Source organism: Roseomonas fluvialis, assembly GCF_022846615.1.
GTDB lineage: Bacteria > Pseudomonadota > Alphaproteobacteria > Acetobacterales > Acetobacteraceae > Neoroseomonas > Neoroseomonas fluvialis.
In genome coordinates this window covers 4,318,409-4,332,794 of sequence record NZ_AP025637.1, presented here as the reverse complement: position 1 = coordinate 4,332,794, position 14,386 = coordinate 4,318,409, and the positions used below count along the sequence as shown (strand labels likewise).

Below are 14,386 nucleotides of genomic sequence, written 5' to 3'. Positions count from 1 at the left end.
GCCCCCATCCTATGCCCCGCCCTTGGGCAAGTGTGAACACTCCGCGGACAGGATGATGCGCCCGGTCAAGATTTCCCCCGGTGCCAGCACCCGCATCGGACCATGCCTGGCCGGCCCCGGCCGGTTCGGCGCGTCCGGCACGTGGGAGGATGGCTCGACGCAAAGCACAGCCCGTTCCGCTGGCGCATAGACCTGGAGGTTGGTTGCCAGCGCGCCCTCGGCGGCCAGTGTCAGGCCGATTCCCGGCCATGCCATCCGCGCCACTCCGTCCCAGCCGGCGAAATGGGTGTCGAGGCCGAGGAAGGCCGCCTCGTCGCCATCGAGCCCGGTGCAGGGCGCGGCGGCCACCGGCAGGCAGCGCGCATCATGGGTGAAGCGCATGGCGGCCCGGAAGGACAGCCACGTACCCGGTGGGCGCACGAACCACGGGTGCCAGCCGGCGCCGAAGGGCAGGGGGGCCTCGCCGGTATTGGTCACCGCCAGGTCCAGCGCGAAGCCCTCGCCGGTCGCGCCATGTTCCAGACGTGCCGCGTAGCGATACGGCCCCGCCACGATCGACTGCGCCAGCACGGCGCGGTCCGGCGTCGCGTGTTCCACCTGCCATGGCCGGTCGCGTGACAGTCCATGGATGGCCGTGCCGTCGGCCACCCGGTTCACCGGCAGCCGATGCGCCCCGAGCCGCCCGCCATCCAGCCGGTTCGCCCACGGGATCATCCAGAAGGCGCCGAAGGGCCCGCCCAGCCGTTCGCCCGCCGGTGTCGGCACCAGAATGTCCTGCCCCCGGAAGCGCAGCGCGGTCAGGCCGCCGCCATCCTGCGGTGCCAGCACCGCATCCCACCCGCCTGCATCGATCCTGACCATATCCATGCCGCCATTGCAGCGCGGCGGCACGCCGTTGACGAGGTGCAATCCTCCGGCCCGCGATGCCGTTCTGGCGCGGTCCCCGCCTTCGGTCGGCCAGGACGACATCCCCCGCCCTACCCGAAGGCGCGCACCACCAGCCAGGCGCCGAGTACCCCCAGCGCCACCTGCACCACGCGCCGGAAGGCCGCCTCGTCCAGCCGCGACCGCAGCCACCGCCCGGCCTCCATCCCGGCAAAGGCCGGCAGCACCCCGGCCACCGAGGCCAATCCCACCCCCGCCGGCAGCATCCCGCCCCCGGCCAGGGCCGCCGCCAGCGCGCCATGCGCCGCCACCACGCCCAGGCCGAAGCCCTGCACGAACTGCTCGCGCGGCAGCCGGATCGCCTGCAGCCATTGCGCCGCCGGCACCAGGAAGCTGCCGGTCAGCCCCGCAATGGCGCCCGAGGCAAGGCCCATCACCGGCCCCAGCCAGCGCTCGGTGCGCGGCGCCGGCACTGGCAGCCCCGGTGCCGCCAGCGCCAGCGCCGCCGAGGCCACCAGCACCACCCCCAGCAGGCCCGAGAGCACCAGCGCATCGGCCCGCGCCAGCACCCCCGCCGCCGCGAAGGTCGCCACCGCCGCGCAGGCCAGGAACAGCCCCAGGCGCGGCGCCACCACCCGCAACTGCCCGCCGGCAAAGGCCTGCCACAGGTTGGTGGCGATCGACGGCACCAGCATCAGCGCCATCGCCTCGGGCAGCGGCCGCACCAGCGCGAGCAGCGCGATCGACACGGTGGGCAGGCCGAAGCCGGCCACGCCCTTCACGAGCCCTGCCAGCAGGAAGATCGGCAGGATGATCATCAGGTCGGTCATGGCGCCATGCTGGCGCAAGCCACGCAGCGGTGCTGCGGCCCGCGCCGAAGCATCGCCCGTCCGCCTACCCGCCCGAGAAGCGCCCGATCCGGATCGCCCGCGCGATGCGCTCGTGCTCGACGTAGCTCTCGGCCATCAGGGTGCGCATCTCGGCCGGGCGCATCGGCGTGGGCACGATCGCGACCGATCGCATCGCCTGCTGGAAGACCGGCGCCGACATGCCTTCGAGCAGCGCTTCGGTCCAGCGCGCGGCAATCGGATCCGGCAGGCCGGGCGGGCCACCCATGCCGAGCCACGGCCGAATGCCCCAGGAATATCCCAGTTCCGGCAACGTCGGGACGTCGGGGAATTCCTCGCTCTTGATCGTGTTCAGGATCGCGATCAGCCGCAGCGTGCCGTCGCGCACAGCGGGCAGCACCTCGCCCGCCACCACCGCGCACATGACATGCCCGCCGAGCAGCGCCGTCGTCGCTGGCGCGCCGCCGGGGAAGGGCACGAAGGTGACGTCGATGTTCTCCTCTGCCGCCAGCCGCGCCATGTTCAGGTGGCTGTTGGCACCGATGCCGGCGACGCCGATGGTCAGCTTGCCGGGCTCGCGCCGCGCGAACTGCACCATCTCCCGCAGCGATCCGAACGGCGAATTGCGCGCCACCGCGATGAAGCCGAGGAAGATCCCGTAGAGCATCAGCGGCGTGAAGTCGGTCACCGGGTTGAAGGGCACCTGCACCAGCTGCGGCGCCACCGCATTGGTGTTGACCGACAGCAGCCCGAGCGTCTGCCCGTCCGGCCGCGCCCGCTGCAGTTCCGACAGCATGATGGTGCCCGCCGCGCCGGTGCGGTTCACGATGGCGATCGGCTGGCCCATCGCGGGTTCGACCGCGCGGGCGAGCGCGCGCTGCGTCACGTCGAAGGCGCCGCCGGCCGAGAAGGGTGCGAGGAAACTGACCGGCCGGTCGGGAGACCACCGCGTCTGGGATCGGGCGACCGAGGGCAGGACGAGGGCGGTGGCGAGCAGGCTGCGGCGCGCGAGGGTCATGAAGCGGCTCCCATCCGATCGTGCAGTGCAGCATGGTGCATCGCGCACAGGCGCGAAAGGGTGCGCGGCGTCAGCGCACGATCGGCAGGATGGCCGCCACCTCGGGCCGGGCGGCGATGCGTTCCGCCCAGGCCGCCAGGTACGGATGCCGCGTCGCCACCTCGGCATCGCGCCAGCGATGCGCCACCACCGGATAGAGCGCGAGGTCAGCGATGGAAAGTTCGCCTGCTAGGTGGTCGCGCGTGGCGAGCACGCGGTCCGCATCGCCGAGGAAGCGCGCGAGCCGTGCATCCAGGAAGCCCTGCACCTCCGCCCCGGCACCCGGGATGATGCCGTGGCGCGCCATGAACACCAGCGACGCGGCGGCATTGGCATCCGTCAGCGCCTGCATCAGCCACTGGAAGGTCAGCGCGCGCGCCGCGCCCTCGTGCGGCAGCAGCCGGCCGGATTTCTCCGCGAGGTAGATGAGGATCGCACCCGACTGCGCCAGCACCACCGGCGCGGGCAGCGCGGGATCGCGGTCGATGATCGCCGGCACCGCGGCCGCCGGATTGATGGCGAGGAACGCCTCCGACCGCTGCTCGCCCGCCGCGCGGTCGACCGCCACCACGCGATGCGGCAGGCCGAGCACTGCAAGCGCGATGGTCACCCTCTGGCAGTTCGCGGTGGGCGATGCGTAGACTTCGATCATGGTGCGGTCCCGTCTGCGGCGATCGTGCGAGCGCAGCACAGGATATCCGCGTGATCCAGCCCGACCCCGCCATCGGCGACGCCTTCACCGACCTCGCCGTCGGCGAGTTTTGCACCGACTACGCCACGGCGCGCGAACGCTTCGTCGCCGCCGCCACCGCGGCCGGCGCGAAGCTGCGCAGCTACGCCCATCCGCTGGCCGGCCCGCGCGGCGAGATCCTGTCCTGCGACACCGCCTGGGTCGGCCCGCCCGATGCGCCGCGCGTGCTGGTGCTGATCAGCGGATCGCATGGCGTCGAGGGCTTCGCCGGCGCCGGCCCGCAGATCGACTGGCTGAAGCGCGCCGGCGCGCACGGCCTGCCTGATGGCTGCGCCTGCCTGCTGGTGCACGGCATCAATCCGCATGGCTTCGCCTGGTGGCGCCGCACCACCGAGGAAGGCGTGGACCTCAACCGCAACTTCGTGGACTTCGCCGCGGGCGTGCCCGCCAACCCCGGCTACGGCGAACTGGCCGACGCCTTCGTCACGCCCGACCTCGAGGAAGCGACGCTGGTCGCGGCGGAGGATCGCATGGCGGCCTATCGCGAACGCCATGGCGAGGCGGCGTATCTCACGGCGCGCGGCAGCGGCCAGTACACGCATCCGGGCGGGCTGTTCTATGGCGGGCTGGCGCCGAGCTGGGCGCGCGCCACCAGCGAACGCATCATCGCCGACTGGACGCTGGCCGGGCGCGCGGTGGCGGTGGTGGATTTCCACACCGGCCTCGGCCCCTATGCCTATGGCGAGCTGATCGCCGGCGCCGACCCGCACGAGCCCGCGGCGGCGCGGCTGCGCGCCTGGTACGGCCCGACGCTGACCGAACCGCTGCGCGGCGGGTCGATCATCGTGCCGCAATACGGCATGGCGCATCTGGGCTGGGGCCGGCTGGTGGGGCCGGGGCTGACCTTCGCCTACCTCGAATTCGGCACGCGCAGCCCGAAGGTGATGCAGCGCGCGCTCTGCGCCGACCACTGGCTGCATGCGCAGGGCACGCCGGACTGGGATGCGCCGCTGACGCGCGGGATCAAGGCACAGATGATGGACGCCTACCTGCCCGCGCGCGACGATTGGAAGGAGATGGTCATCGCCCGCTGCCGGCAGGTGGTGCGGCAGGCGCTGGTGGGGCTCTGCGGGCAGTAGCGCGGCGCCGGCCCAGCGGCCGTATCCTTGCCGACATCAGTCCAGCCCCTCGCAGCCTGGCACCACGTCCTGGATCCCGGCCAGCCGCAACGCGTGGCGATAGAGCAGCGCATTCACCGCGAAGCAGGGGCGGTCGAGCCAGCGCCGCGCCTCGGCCGCGAGGTCGAGGAAGGCGAGGTTGGTGCCCAGTTGCAGCAGCACCTCGCACCCGTCCTCCGCCAGGCTGCGCATCGCGCCGATCATCGCCGACGCCTCGGCATGCGCGATGGCGAGGTTGGACGCCGCCTCGGTCGACCGGAACGCCACGCTTTCGCAGCCGGCCTCGCGCAGGAAGGCGGCGATGCGTTCATTCGCCACCGGCTGGAACGGCGTGAGCACGCCGATGCGCCGCGCCGGCAGCCGGGCGAGCAGGTCGAGGCAGGCGGCATCGGCCGTCGCGACCGGCACCCCCGCCGCCGCCTCGAGCCGGCCGCGCAGGGCCGCGCCGCCGGCGGTGCCGGCCCAGAAGCACGGCACCGAGATGCCCAGCACCACCGCGCCCGGGCGCACCTTCATCACCCGCGCCAGCGCGCCGAACAGGTCGGCGCCGAGGCTCTCGACCACGGCCACCTGGTCGGCATCCGCCGCCAGATTGCGGTCGGGCATGTCGATGCGCGCGACATGGTTGGTGACGCCGGGCGGGCGGAGCGATTCCATCTCCGGCTGCGCCGTCGCGTTGAAGGCCGGCACGAGGATGCCGAGCTTGAGCCGTACCGCCAATCGATCCGCCATGCGCCGGCGCCTCCTGCGGTCCTGCCGCTCAGTGTCGTTTGGACAAGTACGGCACTGACCCCGGCCACCCAGCTGCGTCTCTTGGAACGAGTGGCCGGGTGCGGGCCGGTGCCGGACGTCGCGATGGCGCCAATGGGCGCATTCTCACACGGGCACTCAATCCTTCGATCCGGCGGGCGCCGGCTGCAGCGCCGCCATGCGCGCGCGCACCCGTTCGTTGTCGGTCAGCGCGCCCGCGAAGCGTGGCGCCAGGCCCAGCACCGCCGCCAGCGGCAGCAGCCACACGATGCGCGCGCCATACCGATCGACCGGCGCCGAGAGCGCGCCGGTCGCGAAGGCATTCACCGCCACAGCCAGCAGCAGCCCCCCCACCAGCGCGAAGCGCACCCGGTCGCGCCGCGCCAACGCCAGCACCAGCGCGGCCAGCAGCAGCGCCAGGCTCGCCAGCAGCACGGCGCGATGCGGCACCAGATAGGGCGCGGCCAGCGCGGGCAGCGCGCCGCGCATCTGCGCCCCTGCGTCGAATGCGGCGAGTTCCGACGGCGGCAGCACCGCGATGGCCCGCCGCGCCGAGGCCGCCAAATGACGGTTCCCCAGCGTATCCCCGACCTCGACCATGCCGGCCTGCGCCAGCGTGTTGCGCGCCATCGCGGCGGCGACCTCGCCCGGGCGCTCGCGCAGCGTCCGGCCGAGGATCTCCGCCGCCTCGGGCGCGAGACGCATCGCGCCCATCCGGATCGGCGTGCCATTCGGCTGGCGGTTGGGTGGGCCTTCGGGGCTCCAGAGGAAATGGTCGCTATCCATCGGCATGCGCGCCGCGAAGCCGCACAGGTGCCAGCCCGACCGCGGGCAGGCGAAGCGGATGGTGCGTGCGGCCGGGCCATCGGCCTGCAGCCGCGCCAGCAAGAACACCGCGCCGTGCGGTGACAGGGTGGGCTTGCCGAAGGCCCAGGCGTTCGCACCCACCAGCGCGCCGACGGCAATCGCGATGGGCAGCGCCGCGCGCAGTGGCGCCATCACGCTGCGCATCGCCACCGCGACGAACACGACCAGCGCCAGCGCCGTCGGCAGGTGCGACAGGTGCGCGGCCACCGCCACGGCGCCGAGCAGCGTCAGCCAGGCGGCCTCCCCGCGCGACAGCCTCTCCCGCGCCAGCCCCAGCAGCAGCAGGCACAGCGGCGCGACGCCGGCGAAGACATCGGGCATCAGGGTCGCGGCGAACCACGGCAGCGTCGTCAGCGCCGCCATCCCGGCGCACAGCGCCACATGCGCGAAAGGCGTGATACCGCCCCGCGCGGCGCGCTGCGCCACCCACAGCAGGTGCGACAGGATCAGCGCCTGCCCCGCCAGCGCCGGCCAGAGCGACCAGCCCCAGTGGAACCCGTGCAGCAAGGCGCCATAGGCCGGCGTCTTGTCCCACGGCCACTCCGGAAACAGCGTCTGGCCGAGGTAGGAGACGCTGTCGATGAACACCAGCGGATAGCCGTTCAGCACCGCCGGCCAAGCGAGCATCGCCGCGCCGAGCAGGATCGCCGCGATCGACAGCGCGCCGCGCAACGGGGCCGGCAGCCGCCACGCGCGTGCCGATGGCGACGGGCCGGCAGGGTTCGGCAGCCGTTCACCCGGCGCCCTCGCCTCGGCCTCGGCGATGCGCGCGCGCTCCTCGGCAGCCTTGCGGGCGGCCTCCGCGGCTTCCGCGTCGCGGCGCGACAGGTCCGCCAGGCTGGGCGGCAGGCCGGTGGCAGAGGCCACACGCCGCCGCCCCGGGCTGGCGGGGTCCGGGCCGCCGCCGCCCCCGATCACGCGCCGGCCTCCCGCCCCGCCGGGCGCTGCGGCAGCAGCAGCAGCAGCAGCGCGACCACCGGCAGCAGCCAGGCGATCCGGGCCTGGTAGCGCGGGAAGACGCCCGACAGCCCGCCCGTCGCCGCGGCATTGCCGACAACGCCCACCAGCACCGCCGCCAGCAGGCCGACACGCACCGCATCGCCCGCCCGCCAGGTGCGCCATCCCGCCGCCAGCAGCACCGGCAGCGTGGCCAGCAGCACCAGCGCATGCAGCAGCGCCAGCGGTGCCACCGCCGCGCGCAACTCCCCGCGCATCTGCAGCGAGGCCTCGAAGGCCGCGGTTTCGCGCGCGGGGAAGCCTTCCGCGATACGCGGGTGCAGCGCGGCGGCCAGGTTCTCCGGTCCGAGCGTATCCCCGATCCCGGCGGTGAGAAGTTGCATGACCGTATTGTGCAGTACCGCGCGCGCCACGGCGATGGGCTCCGCGCGCAGTGTCTCGCCCACGATCACGCCGGCTTCCGGGGACAGCATGGCGCCGCCGAGGAAGCGCGGCGTGCCGTCCGGCGCGCGGTTCACCGGACTGTCGGCCTCCCACAGGAAGTCGTTGGCATCCATCGGCAGCCGGTCGGCGAAGGCACACAGGTACCACCCGGCATCCGGGCAGCGCGCCTGGATCACCCGCGCCGCCGGGCCATCCGCCTGCAGCCGCGCCAGCAGGAAGGTCGCGCCATGCGGCGAGAGCGCGGCGCGCCCATGCCCCACCGCGTTCGTGCCCACCACCAGCGCCACGCCCAGCACCAGCGGCAGCCCCGCCAGCAGCGCGCCGCGCACGCGCAGCGCCAGCAGCGGCAGCAGCGCGAGCGCGAGGCCGATCGGCACATGCGACAGATGCGCCGCGATGCCGAGCGTCGCGACCAGCACCAGCCAGGCGGCCTCGCGACCCGACAGCCTCTCCCGCGCGAAACCCAGCAGCCCCAACGCCAGCACCATCGGCGCGGTCAGGACATCCGGCATCAGCAGCGCGACGGTGAACGGCGCGGTGGTTAGCGTTGCCGCGACGACGCACACCGCCAGGTGCGCCCCAGGCGTCGCCGCGCCCGCGTGTCCCGGCGCGCCGCGCAGCACGCGCTGCACCAGCCACAGCATCGCCGAGACCAGCAGCGCCTGGCCCGCCAGCGGCAGCCACAGCGTCGCGCGCCAGTGGAAGGCATGCAGCAGCGGCCCATAGACCCACGGCTTGTCCCACAGCATCAGCGGGCCGAGCGTCTGGTGCAGAAAGCCACCGGTGTCGCTGAACACCAGCGGGTAGCCGTTCAGCAGCGCCGGCCAGGCGAGCAGCAGCGCGCCGGCCACCACCGCCAGTGCGGCCGCCATCAGGGCGCAGCCAGGGCCAGCACGTTGCCCTCGGGGTCGGCCACCAGAAGGTCCATGCCGCCGCCCGGGCGTGCCGCGGGGCCGTCCAGTACCGCGACCTGCGCCATCAGCAGCCGGCGATGCCAGCGTTCGAGTTCGTCGCGGGTCGTCAGGCGGAAGGACAGCATCACGCCGGGCGTGCCCTCGCGTGGGAACAGCGCGTCGCCGCGCATGCGCAGCACCAGCGCGATGGCACCCAGGTCGAAGCGCACCAGCCCGGCGCGGGCGTCGGCCGGCGGGCGTTCCAGGATGCGTTCGTAGAAGGCGCGCTGGCGGATTACGTCGCGGCAGGGGATGACCACCTCCGCGAGGGCGAGAGCGGGCGTCACGCCTTGGCCTGGCGCGCGGGGGTATCCTGCCCGCGGCGTGCGCTCGCCATGTCGCGCTCCCAGCGCGCCGTCGCGGCGTCGTCCTCGGCGCGTGCCGCGACCCAGCGCTCAGCACCGCCGTCGAATTCCTCGCGCTTCCAGAACGGCGCGCGGGTCTTCAGCCAGTCGATCAGGAAGGCGCAGGATTCGAGTGCGGCGGCCCGATGCGCCGAGGCGGTCAGCACCAGCACGATCCCTTCGCCGGGCAGGATGCGCCCCACGCGATGGATCACGGTGCAGGCGGTCAGCGGCCAGCGCGCCTCGGCCTCGTCGACGATGCGCTTGATCGCGCGCTCGGTCATGCCCGGATAGTGTTCCAGCACCAGCGCCGACAGCCCGTCATCGGCGCGGCACAGCCCGACGAACGACCCGACGCCGCCGACATCCGTCCGCCCCGCCGTCAGCGCCGCGGTCTCGGCGGCGATGTCGAAGGGGGCGTCCTGCACCAGGACCCGGGCCATGTCAGCCGCCGGTGACGGGGGGGAAGAAGGCGACCTCGTCATTCGCCGCGACCGGGTGGTCGGGGGTGGCGAAATCCTGGTTCACCGCGGCGCGCACCTGCTTGCGGTCGGCGAACGCGGCGGCGTGGCCCGGCGTGCGGGCGGCCAGCCAGGCGACCAGGCTGGCCACGTCGCGGACGTCGGCCGGCGGTGCCACCTCCTCCTCGGCGATCCCGACCTTCTGCCGCACCCAGGCGAAATACAGCACGCGCATGGTGGTCAGCGCGGCGTCGGCACGGTGGTCACGCGCCCGCCCGGCTGGATGATGGTGGTGGTGCCGCCATCCTGGATCGCCACGCTACCGGCGGGATTGCCCGGCTGGGTATAGGTCTGGATGCGCCCGGTGCCGGAGACGGTGCCCGTCGGTTCACCCGGAATGGTCACCGGCCGCGTCGTCTCGCGCACCGGCGGGGTGGCCGGGCGCACCGGCGGCAGCGGGGCGGACACCCGCGCACGCTCGGGCTCCGGGATGGGCGCGACGATCGACGGCGGGGTGGAACTGCCCACCCGCGGCGGCGGCGTTCCAGTGGCGGCGTCCACGGCGGGCCGCGCGACCGGAGCATAGTCCGGGATCCCGCGCATCGCCGCCTCGGGCGAGGTGGGCCGGGAACTCAGCAGCGCGCTCGCCGTCTCGCGCAGCCGGGCCGGGTCCTCGCTGCGCAGCGTGGTGAATTCCGGGTCGCCGCCGGTGACGCGCTGAATGGTCAGGCTGTCGCCCTCGACCGCCGGGCGGCTCGACATGTTCCAGGACGGCCCGGGGTCGGGACCGCAGGCGGCCAGTGCCACCGCCAGTCCCAGGGTTCCGCCCGCCATTGCGCGTCGCATCGCTGTCCGCCCCGTCGTTATGGGTTGAAGATGATCCTGCACCGCGCGCGGCTCAAGGCCGCAGGGCCGTCTCGCGCGCATCCGCCGCGGCGGATGCCGCCGCGTCGGCGCGCCCGGCATGGCTCAGCCCGGCCTGCAGGTAGTCCCAGCCTGTCGCGAGCGTCAGCGCAGCCGCGATCCACAGCCCGACCTCCCCGATCAGCGACACCGGCAGGAAACCCAGGCCAATCGTGCCCGCGCCGGTATCCCCCGCCAGCAGCGTGCCGACCGCGCCCATCTGGAAGCCGGTCTTCCACTTGGCCAGCTTGGTCACCGGCAGGCCGACGCGCAGCTCCGCCAGGTATTCCCGCAGGCCCGAGACGGCGATCTCGCGCAGCATGATCACGATGGCGGGATACAGCGCCGCATGCGACAGCCGGTCGAGCCCGACCAGCATCATCAGCGCCGCGCCTACCAGCAGCTTGTCTGCGATCGGGTCCAGCATCCGCCCGAAGGAGGAGGTGACACCGCGGTCGCGCGCGATCTTGCCGTCGAAGTAATCGGTGATGCCGGCGGCGGCGAAGATCACGCAGGCCGCCATGTCGGCCCAGGGCGCGGCGACCGCGGCCAGCGCCACCAGCACCGGGATGGCGGCGATCCGGGAGACGGTCAGCAGGTTGGGCAGGTCGGTCGGCATGGCGCCCGCCTGCTTAGCCGGTCCCGTCGCGCGGGGCCACCGTCACGGGGCGGGTTGGCGCGGGGGCGGCGTTACGCGGAGGGCTGGCGGCGCCGGGGTGGAAGTGGTCGTGCACCCGCCGCGCCACCGCTGGGCCGATCCCGGGGCAGGCCTCGAGATCCGCTAGCCCCGCCTGGCGCACCCCGCGGGCCGACCCGAAATGGTTGAGCAGCCTGCGTTTGATGGCGGTGCCAACGCCTGGGATGTCGTCCAGTTCGGACTTCGTCAGCGCCTTCGACCGCCCGGCCCGGTGCGCCGATATGGCGAAGCGGTGCGCCTCGTCGCGCAGCCGCTGCAGGTAGTACAGCACCGGGTCGCGCGGGGGCAGCTGCACCGGGTCGCGCCCGGCCATGTGGAACCATTCCCGCCCGGCATCGCGGTCCGGGCCCTTGGCCACCGCCACCAGCGGCACGTCCTCGACACCCAGTTCGGCCATCACGGACTGCGCCGCCGAGAGCTGCCCGGCACCGCCATCGATCAACACCAGGTCGGGCCAGGCCTCGCCTTCGCGGCCCGGATCCTCGCGCAGCGCGCGCCCGAAGCGGCGTTCGAAGACCTCGCGCATCATGGCGAAGTCGTCATTGCCCTGTGCGGATTTGATCGAGAACTTGCGGTAGGCCTGCTTCATGAAGCCGGACGGGCCAGCCACCACCATCACGCCATAGGGGTTCGCACCCTGGATATGGCTGTTGTCGTAGATCTCGATCCGCTCGGGCGCGGCCGGCAGGCCGAACATGGTGCCCACGCCATCGAGCAGCTGCGCCTGCGCGGTGCCTTCCGCGAGCCGGCGTTCCAGCGCCTCGCGCGCATTGGTCGCGGCGTGCTCGACCACCGACTTCTTGTCGCCGCGCTGCGGGCGATGGAGTTCGACGCGCCGGCCGGCCTTGAGCGTCAGCGCCTCGGCGATCAGCGCCGCCTCGGCCGGTTCGTGGCTGAGCAGCACCAACGGCGGCGGCGGCAGGTCGTCGTAGAGCTGCGCGAGGAAGGTCGCCATAACCTCCTCGGGCGTCTGCTCCTGCTTCGCGGTCGACAGGAAGTAGGGCCGGTTGCCGTTGTTGCGCCCGCCGCGGAAGAAGAAGACCTGCACGCAGGCCTGGCCCGCCGCCTGGTGCAGCGCCACCACATCTGCATCGCCGACGCCATCGAGGTTCACGCGGTCATGGCCCTGCACATGCGTCAGGCCGCGGATGCGGTCCCGCAGCGCGGCCGCGCGCTCGAACTCCAGGTTCTCGGCGGCGGTTTCCATTTCCGTCGCCAGGCGCTTCTGGATGGATGGCGTGCCGCCCGACAGGAACTCCTTCGCCTCGCGCACCAGGTCGCGATAGCCCTCCTGGCTGATGCGCTCGACGCAGGGCGCGGAACAGCGCTTGATCTGGAACAGCAGGCAGGGCCGCGTGCGCTGGTCGAACACCGTGTCGCGGCAGGACCGCAGCAGGAACACGCGCTGCAACGCCGTGATGGTCTGGTTCACCGCCCAGACCGACGCGAAGGGCCCGTAGTAGGTCGCGCCCTTGCGACGTTCGCCGCGATGCTTGGCGATCTGCGGATAGGGATGGTCGTCCGACAGCATCAGCCACGGGTAGGATTTGTCGTCGCGCAGCACGATGTTGAAGCGCGGCCGCAGGCGCTTGATGAAGTTCGCCTCGAGCAGCAGCGCCTCGGCCTCGCTCGCGGTCGTCACCACCTCGAGGCTGCGCGTCTCGAACACCATCCGCCGCAGCCGTTCCGACAGCCGCGCAACCTGCGTATAGGAGGTGACGCGCTTCTTCAGCGAGCGCGCCTTGCCCACGTAGAGTGCATCGCCTTTCGCATCGAGCATCCGGTACACGCCCGGCGCGAGCGGCAGCGTGGCCAGCGCGGCTTCGATGACCGCCAGGCCGTCGGTCGGTGCGGGATCGGCGTCGGTTGCAATCATGCGCCGGGCCGAACGCCGATCTTGTCCACGAAGCTTGTGGATAAGTCTGTGGGGGAAGTTCCGCGCATTGGGGCCGAGCCCTTGTTACACGACGGTTTCAACGACTTGCCACTGATTTGGGCGATCCAGGCTGATTCTGACAACATACTGATTTCGTTGAGGAAACTTGGCCTGCGCCGGGGCCTGGAATGGGTCAAGACGGATTCTGCCCTTGACGCCGCCTCCCGCAAGTGGGCGGCCCAGGCGCAGTGGACAAACCGCGCCGGGCGCGCGTTTCAAAATCGCGTCCTTTCAACGACAACGCCGACGCTGGTCACATCCGGGAGGATTTCCGGCTTCTCCACGGATACCCTCACACGTTGCACGCGCGCATCGCCCAGCAGCGCCACGGCGATGCGTTCGGCCAGTGTTTCGCACAGCCGCACATGCCCCGCCGCGGCGATGTTGCGCGCGGTCGCGGCAACGGCGCCGTAGTCGACCACGCGCGAAAGCGTGTCCGGGCCTTCGCCCGACGGCGCCGCATCGTCCAGCACCGCGAGATCGATGCCGATGACTACACGCTGGGGCTGCGCGATCTCGTGCGCATGCACGCCAAGCAGCGCCTGCAGCGTCAGCCCACGCACGAAGACATGGCGCAGGCCGCGCGCGGCATCGGGGGCGAAGCTCATTCCTCGGGCACTCCGGCATGGTGCGGCGCCCACTGCATGTGCTGCCCGCCATCAAGCGCGATCATCTGCCCCGTCATGGATGGCAGCGCCAGGATCGCCATCAGCGCGCGCGCCACTTCGTCGGGCGAGGTGCCGCGCTGCAGCGGCACCGATGCGCATTGCCGATCGAATTGTTCGCGCGACTGCCGCGGGCTCGGCAAGGCGGGGCCCGGGCCGATCCCGTTCACACGGATGCGGGGTGCGAGGGCCAGCGCCAGCGACTGCGTCAGCGCCCACAACCCGGCCTTCGACACCGTGTAGGATACGAAATGCGGCGTCAGCGACCACACGCGCTGATCGAGCAGGTTGACCACGACGCCCTCGGCCTGCCCCGGCAGGGCCCGAGCGAAGCCCTGCGCCAGCACGAAGGGCGCGCGCAGGTTGGGTTCGACATGCATGTCCCAGGAGTCGCGCGTGGCGTCGTGCCATTCGTCGCGTTCGAAGGTCGAGGCGTTGTTCACCAGCACGCCGATCGGCCCGAGCGCGGCGGTGGCGGCGGGCATCAGGGCGGTGACCTCGGCCTCGCGCGCCAGGTCGGCGCGCAGCGCGACGGCCCGGCGGCCCAGCGCCACGATCTCGGCCACGGTGCCCTCGGCCTCCGTGGCGCTCGTGCCGTAGTGGATCGCGACATCGAAGCCGGCTTCGGCGAGCGCCAGGGCCATGGCACGGCCAAGGCGCTTGGCGCCGCCGGTGACCAGGGCAGCGCGGGGAATCGTGGAAGGAACGGCGTCGTGCATTCCGGGCCATGTAGGCCCGTGGCGCGCCAGC

General features: G+C 72.7%; 16 protein-coding genes. 1 reads left to right on the top strand and 15 read right to left on the bottom strand.

From position 1 onward, the window contains the following. Nucleotides 1–9: 9 nt before the first annotated feature. From MWM08_RS20825 to MWM08_RS20810, 4 genes are all read right to left on the bottom strand, one after another. On the bottom strand, nt 10–867 hold the full coding sequence (locus MWM08_RS20825; protein ID WP_244408425.1) for an aldose epimerase family protein: 858 nt from the start codon (nt 865–867) through the stop codon (nt 10–12). A 110-nt stretch (nt 868–977) separates the two neighbouring features. Next, nucleotides 978–1,715: a sulfite exporter TauE/SafE family protein gene (locus MWM08_RS20820; RefSeq protein ID WP_244408424.1), complete on the bottom strand. Its 738-nt coding sequence runs from the start codon at nt 1,713–1,715 to the stop codon at nt 978–980. A 64-nt stretch (nt 1,716–1,779) separates the two neighbouring features. Further along, on the bottom strand, nt 1,780–2,751 hold the full coding sequence (locus MWM08_RS20815; RefSeq protein ID WP_244408422.1) for a Bug family tripartite tricarboxylate transporter substrate binding protein: 972 nt from the start codon (nt 2,749–2,751) through the stop codon (nt 1,780–1,782). A gap of 70 nt (nt 2,752–2,821) precedes the next feature. Then, on the bottom strand, nt 2,822–3,442 hold the full coding sequence (locus MWM08_RS20810; RefSeq protein WP_244408421.1) for a glutathione S-transferase family protein: 621 nt from the start codon (nt 3,440–3,442) through the stop codon (nt 2,822–2,824). A gap of 50 nt (nt 3,443–3,492) precedes the next feature. On the opposite strand from MWM08_RS20810, the gene MWM08_RS20805 reads away from it, so the two are divergent. Continuing rightward, nucleotides 3,493–4,620, top strand: a complete 1,128-nt coding sequence (locus tag MWM08_RS20805) for a M14 family metallopeptidase (protein WP_244408420.1) — start codon at nt 3,493–3,495, stop codon at nt 4,618–4,620. Nucleotides 4,621–4,656: 36 nt separating this feature from the next. Here MWM08_RS20805 and MWM08_RS20800 read toward each other — a convergent pair whose 3' ends face one another. The 11 genes from MWM08_RS20800 to MWM08_RS20750 all read right to left on the bottom strand — a co-directional run bounded on the left by MWM08_RS20800 (nt 4,657) and on the right by MWM08_RS20750 (nt 14,355). Then, on the bottom strand, nt 4,657–5,391 hold the full coding sequence (locus MWM08_RS20800) for a maleate cis-trans isomerase family protein (RefSeq protein WP_244408418.1): 735 nt from the start codon (nt 5,389–5,391) through the stop codon (nt 4,657–4,659). A 156-nt stretch (nt 5,392–5,547) separates the two neighbouring features. Next, on the bottom strand, nt 5,548–7,194 hold the full coding sequence (locus tag MWM08_RS20795; protein WP_244408417.1) for a hypothetical protein: 1,647 nt from the start codon (nt 7,192–7,194) through the stop codon (nt 5,548–5,550). Beyond that, nucleotides 7,191–8,549, bottom strand: coding sequence for a hypothetical protein (locus MWM08_RS20790; RefSeq protein WP_244408416.1), 1,359 nt, complete (start codon nt 8,547–8,549; stop codon nt 7,191–7,193). The genes MWM08_RS20795 and MWM08_RS20790 overlap by 4 nt, the downstream gene beginning before the upstream one ends. Beyond that, nucleotides 8,549–8,917: a VOC family protein gene (locus MWM08_RS20785; protein ID WP_244408415.1), complete on the bottom strand. Its 369-nt coding sequence runs from the start codon at nt 8,915–8,917 to the stop codon at nt 8,549–8,551. The genes MWM08_RS20790 and MWM08_RS20785 overlap by 1 nt, the downstream gene beginning before the upstream one ends. Next, complete coding sequence (locus MWM08_RS20780) at nt 8,914–9,417, bottom strand: molybdenum cofactor biosynthesis protein MoaE (protein WP_244408414.1); 504 nt, start codon at nt 9,415–9,417, stop codon at nt 8,914–8,916. Before MWM08_RS20780 ends, MWM08_RS20785 begins: the two co-directional genes overlap by 4 nt. Nucleotide 9,418: 1 nt before the next feature. Next, nucleotides 9,419–9,670, bottom strand: coding sequence for a molybdopterin converting factor subunit 1 (moaD, locus tag MWM08_RS20775; protein ID WP_244408413.1), 252 nt, complete (start codon nt 9,668–9,670; stop codon nt 9,419–9,421). Nucleotides 9,671–9,675: 5 nt separating this feature from the next. Further along, on the bottom strand, nt 9,676–10,269 hold the full coding sequence (locus MWM08_RS20770; protein ID WP_244408412.1) for a hypothetical protein: 594 nt from the start codon (nt 10,267–10,269) through the stop codon (nt 9,676–9,678). Nucleotides 10,270–10,333: 64 nt separating this feature from the next. Then, nucleotides 10,334–10,957: a CDP-diacylglycerol--glycerol-3-phosphate 3-phosphatidyltransferase gene (gene pgsA / locus MWM08_RS20765; protein WP_244408410.1), complete on the bottom strand. Its 624-nt coding sequence runs from the start codon at nt 10,955–10,957 to the stop codon at nt 10,334–10,336. A gap of 13 nt (nt 10,958–10,970) precedes the next feature. Then, nucleotides 10,971–12,911, bottom strand: a complete 1,941-nt coding sequence (gene uvrC, locus MWM08_RS20760; protein ID WP_244408409.1) for an excinuclease ABC subunit UvrC — start codon at nt 12,909–12,911, stop codon at nt 10,971–10,973. A 275-nt stretch (nt 12,912–13,186) separates the two neighbouring features. After that, the gene (locus tag MWM08_RS20755; RefSeq protein WP_244408408.1) at nt 13,187–13,579 is read right to left on the bottom strand and encodes a dihydroneopterin aldolase; all 393 of its coding nucleotides are present in this window, start codon (nt 13,577–13,579) and stop codon (nt 13,187–13,189) included. Further along, nucleotides 13,576–14,355 carry an SDR family oxidoreductase gene (locus MWM08_RS20750; protein ID WP_244408407.1) on the bottom strand — a complete coding sequence of 260 codons (780 nt, stop codon included), beginning with the start codon at nt 14,353–14,355 and terminating at the stop codon, nt 13,576–13,578. The genes MWM08_RS20755 and MWM08_RS20750 overlap by 4 nt, the downstream gene beginning before the upstream one ends. Nucleotides 14,356–14,386: the final 31 nt, after the last annotated feature.

Bases quoted from the DNA above. Each gene is read 5' to 3' on its own strand.
- MWM08_RS20825 (WP_244408425.1), bottom strand. From the start codon at position 867: ATGGATATGGTCAGGATCGATGCAGGCGGGTGGGATGCGGTGCTGGCA.
- MWM08_RS20820 (WP_244408424.1), bottom strand. From the start codon at position 1,715: ATGACCGACCTGATGATCATCCTGCCGATCTTCCTGCTGGCAGGGCTC.
- MWM08_RS20815 (WP_244408422.1), bottom strand. From the start codon at position 2,751: ATGACCCTCGCGCGCCGCAGCCTGCTCGCCACCGCCCTCGTCCTGCCC.
- MWM08_RS20810 (WP_244408421.1), bottom strand. From the start codon at position 3,442: ATGATCGAAGTCTACGCATCGCCCACCGCGAACTGCCAGAGGGTGACC.
- MWM08_RS20800 (WP_244408418.1), bottom strand. From the start codon at position 5,391: ATGGCGGATCGATTGGCGGTACGGCTCAAGCTCGGCATCCTCGTGCCG.
- MWM08_RS20790 (WP_244408416.1), bottom strand. From the start codon at position 8,549: ATGGCGGCCGCACTGGCGGTGGTGGCCGGCGCGCTGCTGCTCGCCTGG.
- MWM08_RS20780 (WP_244408414.1), bottom strand. From the start codon at position 9,417: ATGGCCCGGGTCCTGGTGCAGGACGCCCCCTTCGACATCGCCGCCGAG.
- moaD (WP_244408413.1), bottom strand. From the start codon at position 9,670: ATGCGCGTGCTGTATTTCGCCTGGGTGCGGCAGAAGGTCGGGATCGCC.
- MWM08_RS20770 (WP_244408412.1), bottom strand. From the start codon at position 10,269: ATGGCGGGCGGAACCCTGGGACTGGCGGTGGCACTGGCCGCCTGCGGT.
- pgsA (WP_244408410.1), bottom strand. From the start codon at position 10,957: ATGCCGACCGACCTGCCCAACCTGCTGACCGTCTCCCGGATCGCCGCC.
- uvrC (WP_244408409.1), bottom strand. From the start codon at position 12,911: ATGATTGCAACCGACGCCGATCCCGCACCGACCGACGGCCTGGCGGTC.
- MWM08_RS20755 (WP_244408408.1), bottom strand. From the start codon at position 13,579: ATGAGCTTCGCCCCCGATGCCGCGCGCGGCCTGCGCCATGTCTTCGTG.
- MWM08_RS20750 (WP_244408407.1), bottom strand. From the start codon at position 14,355: ATGCACGACGCCGTTCCTTCCACGATTCCCCGCGCTGCCCTGGTCACC.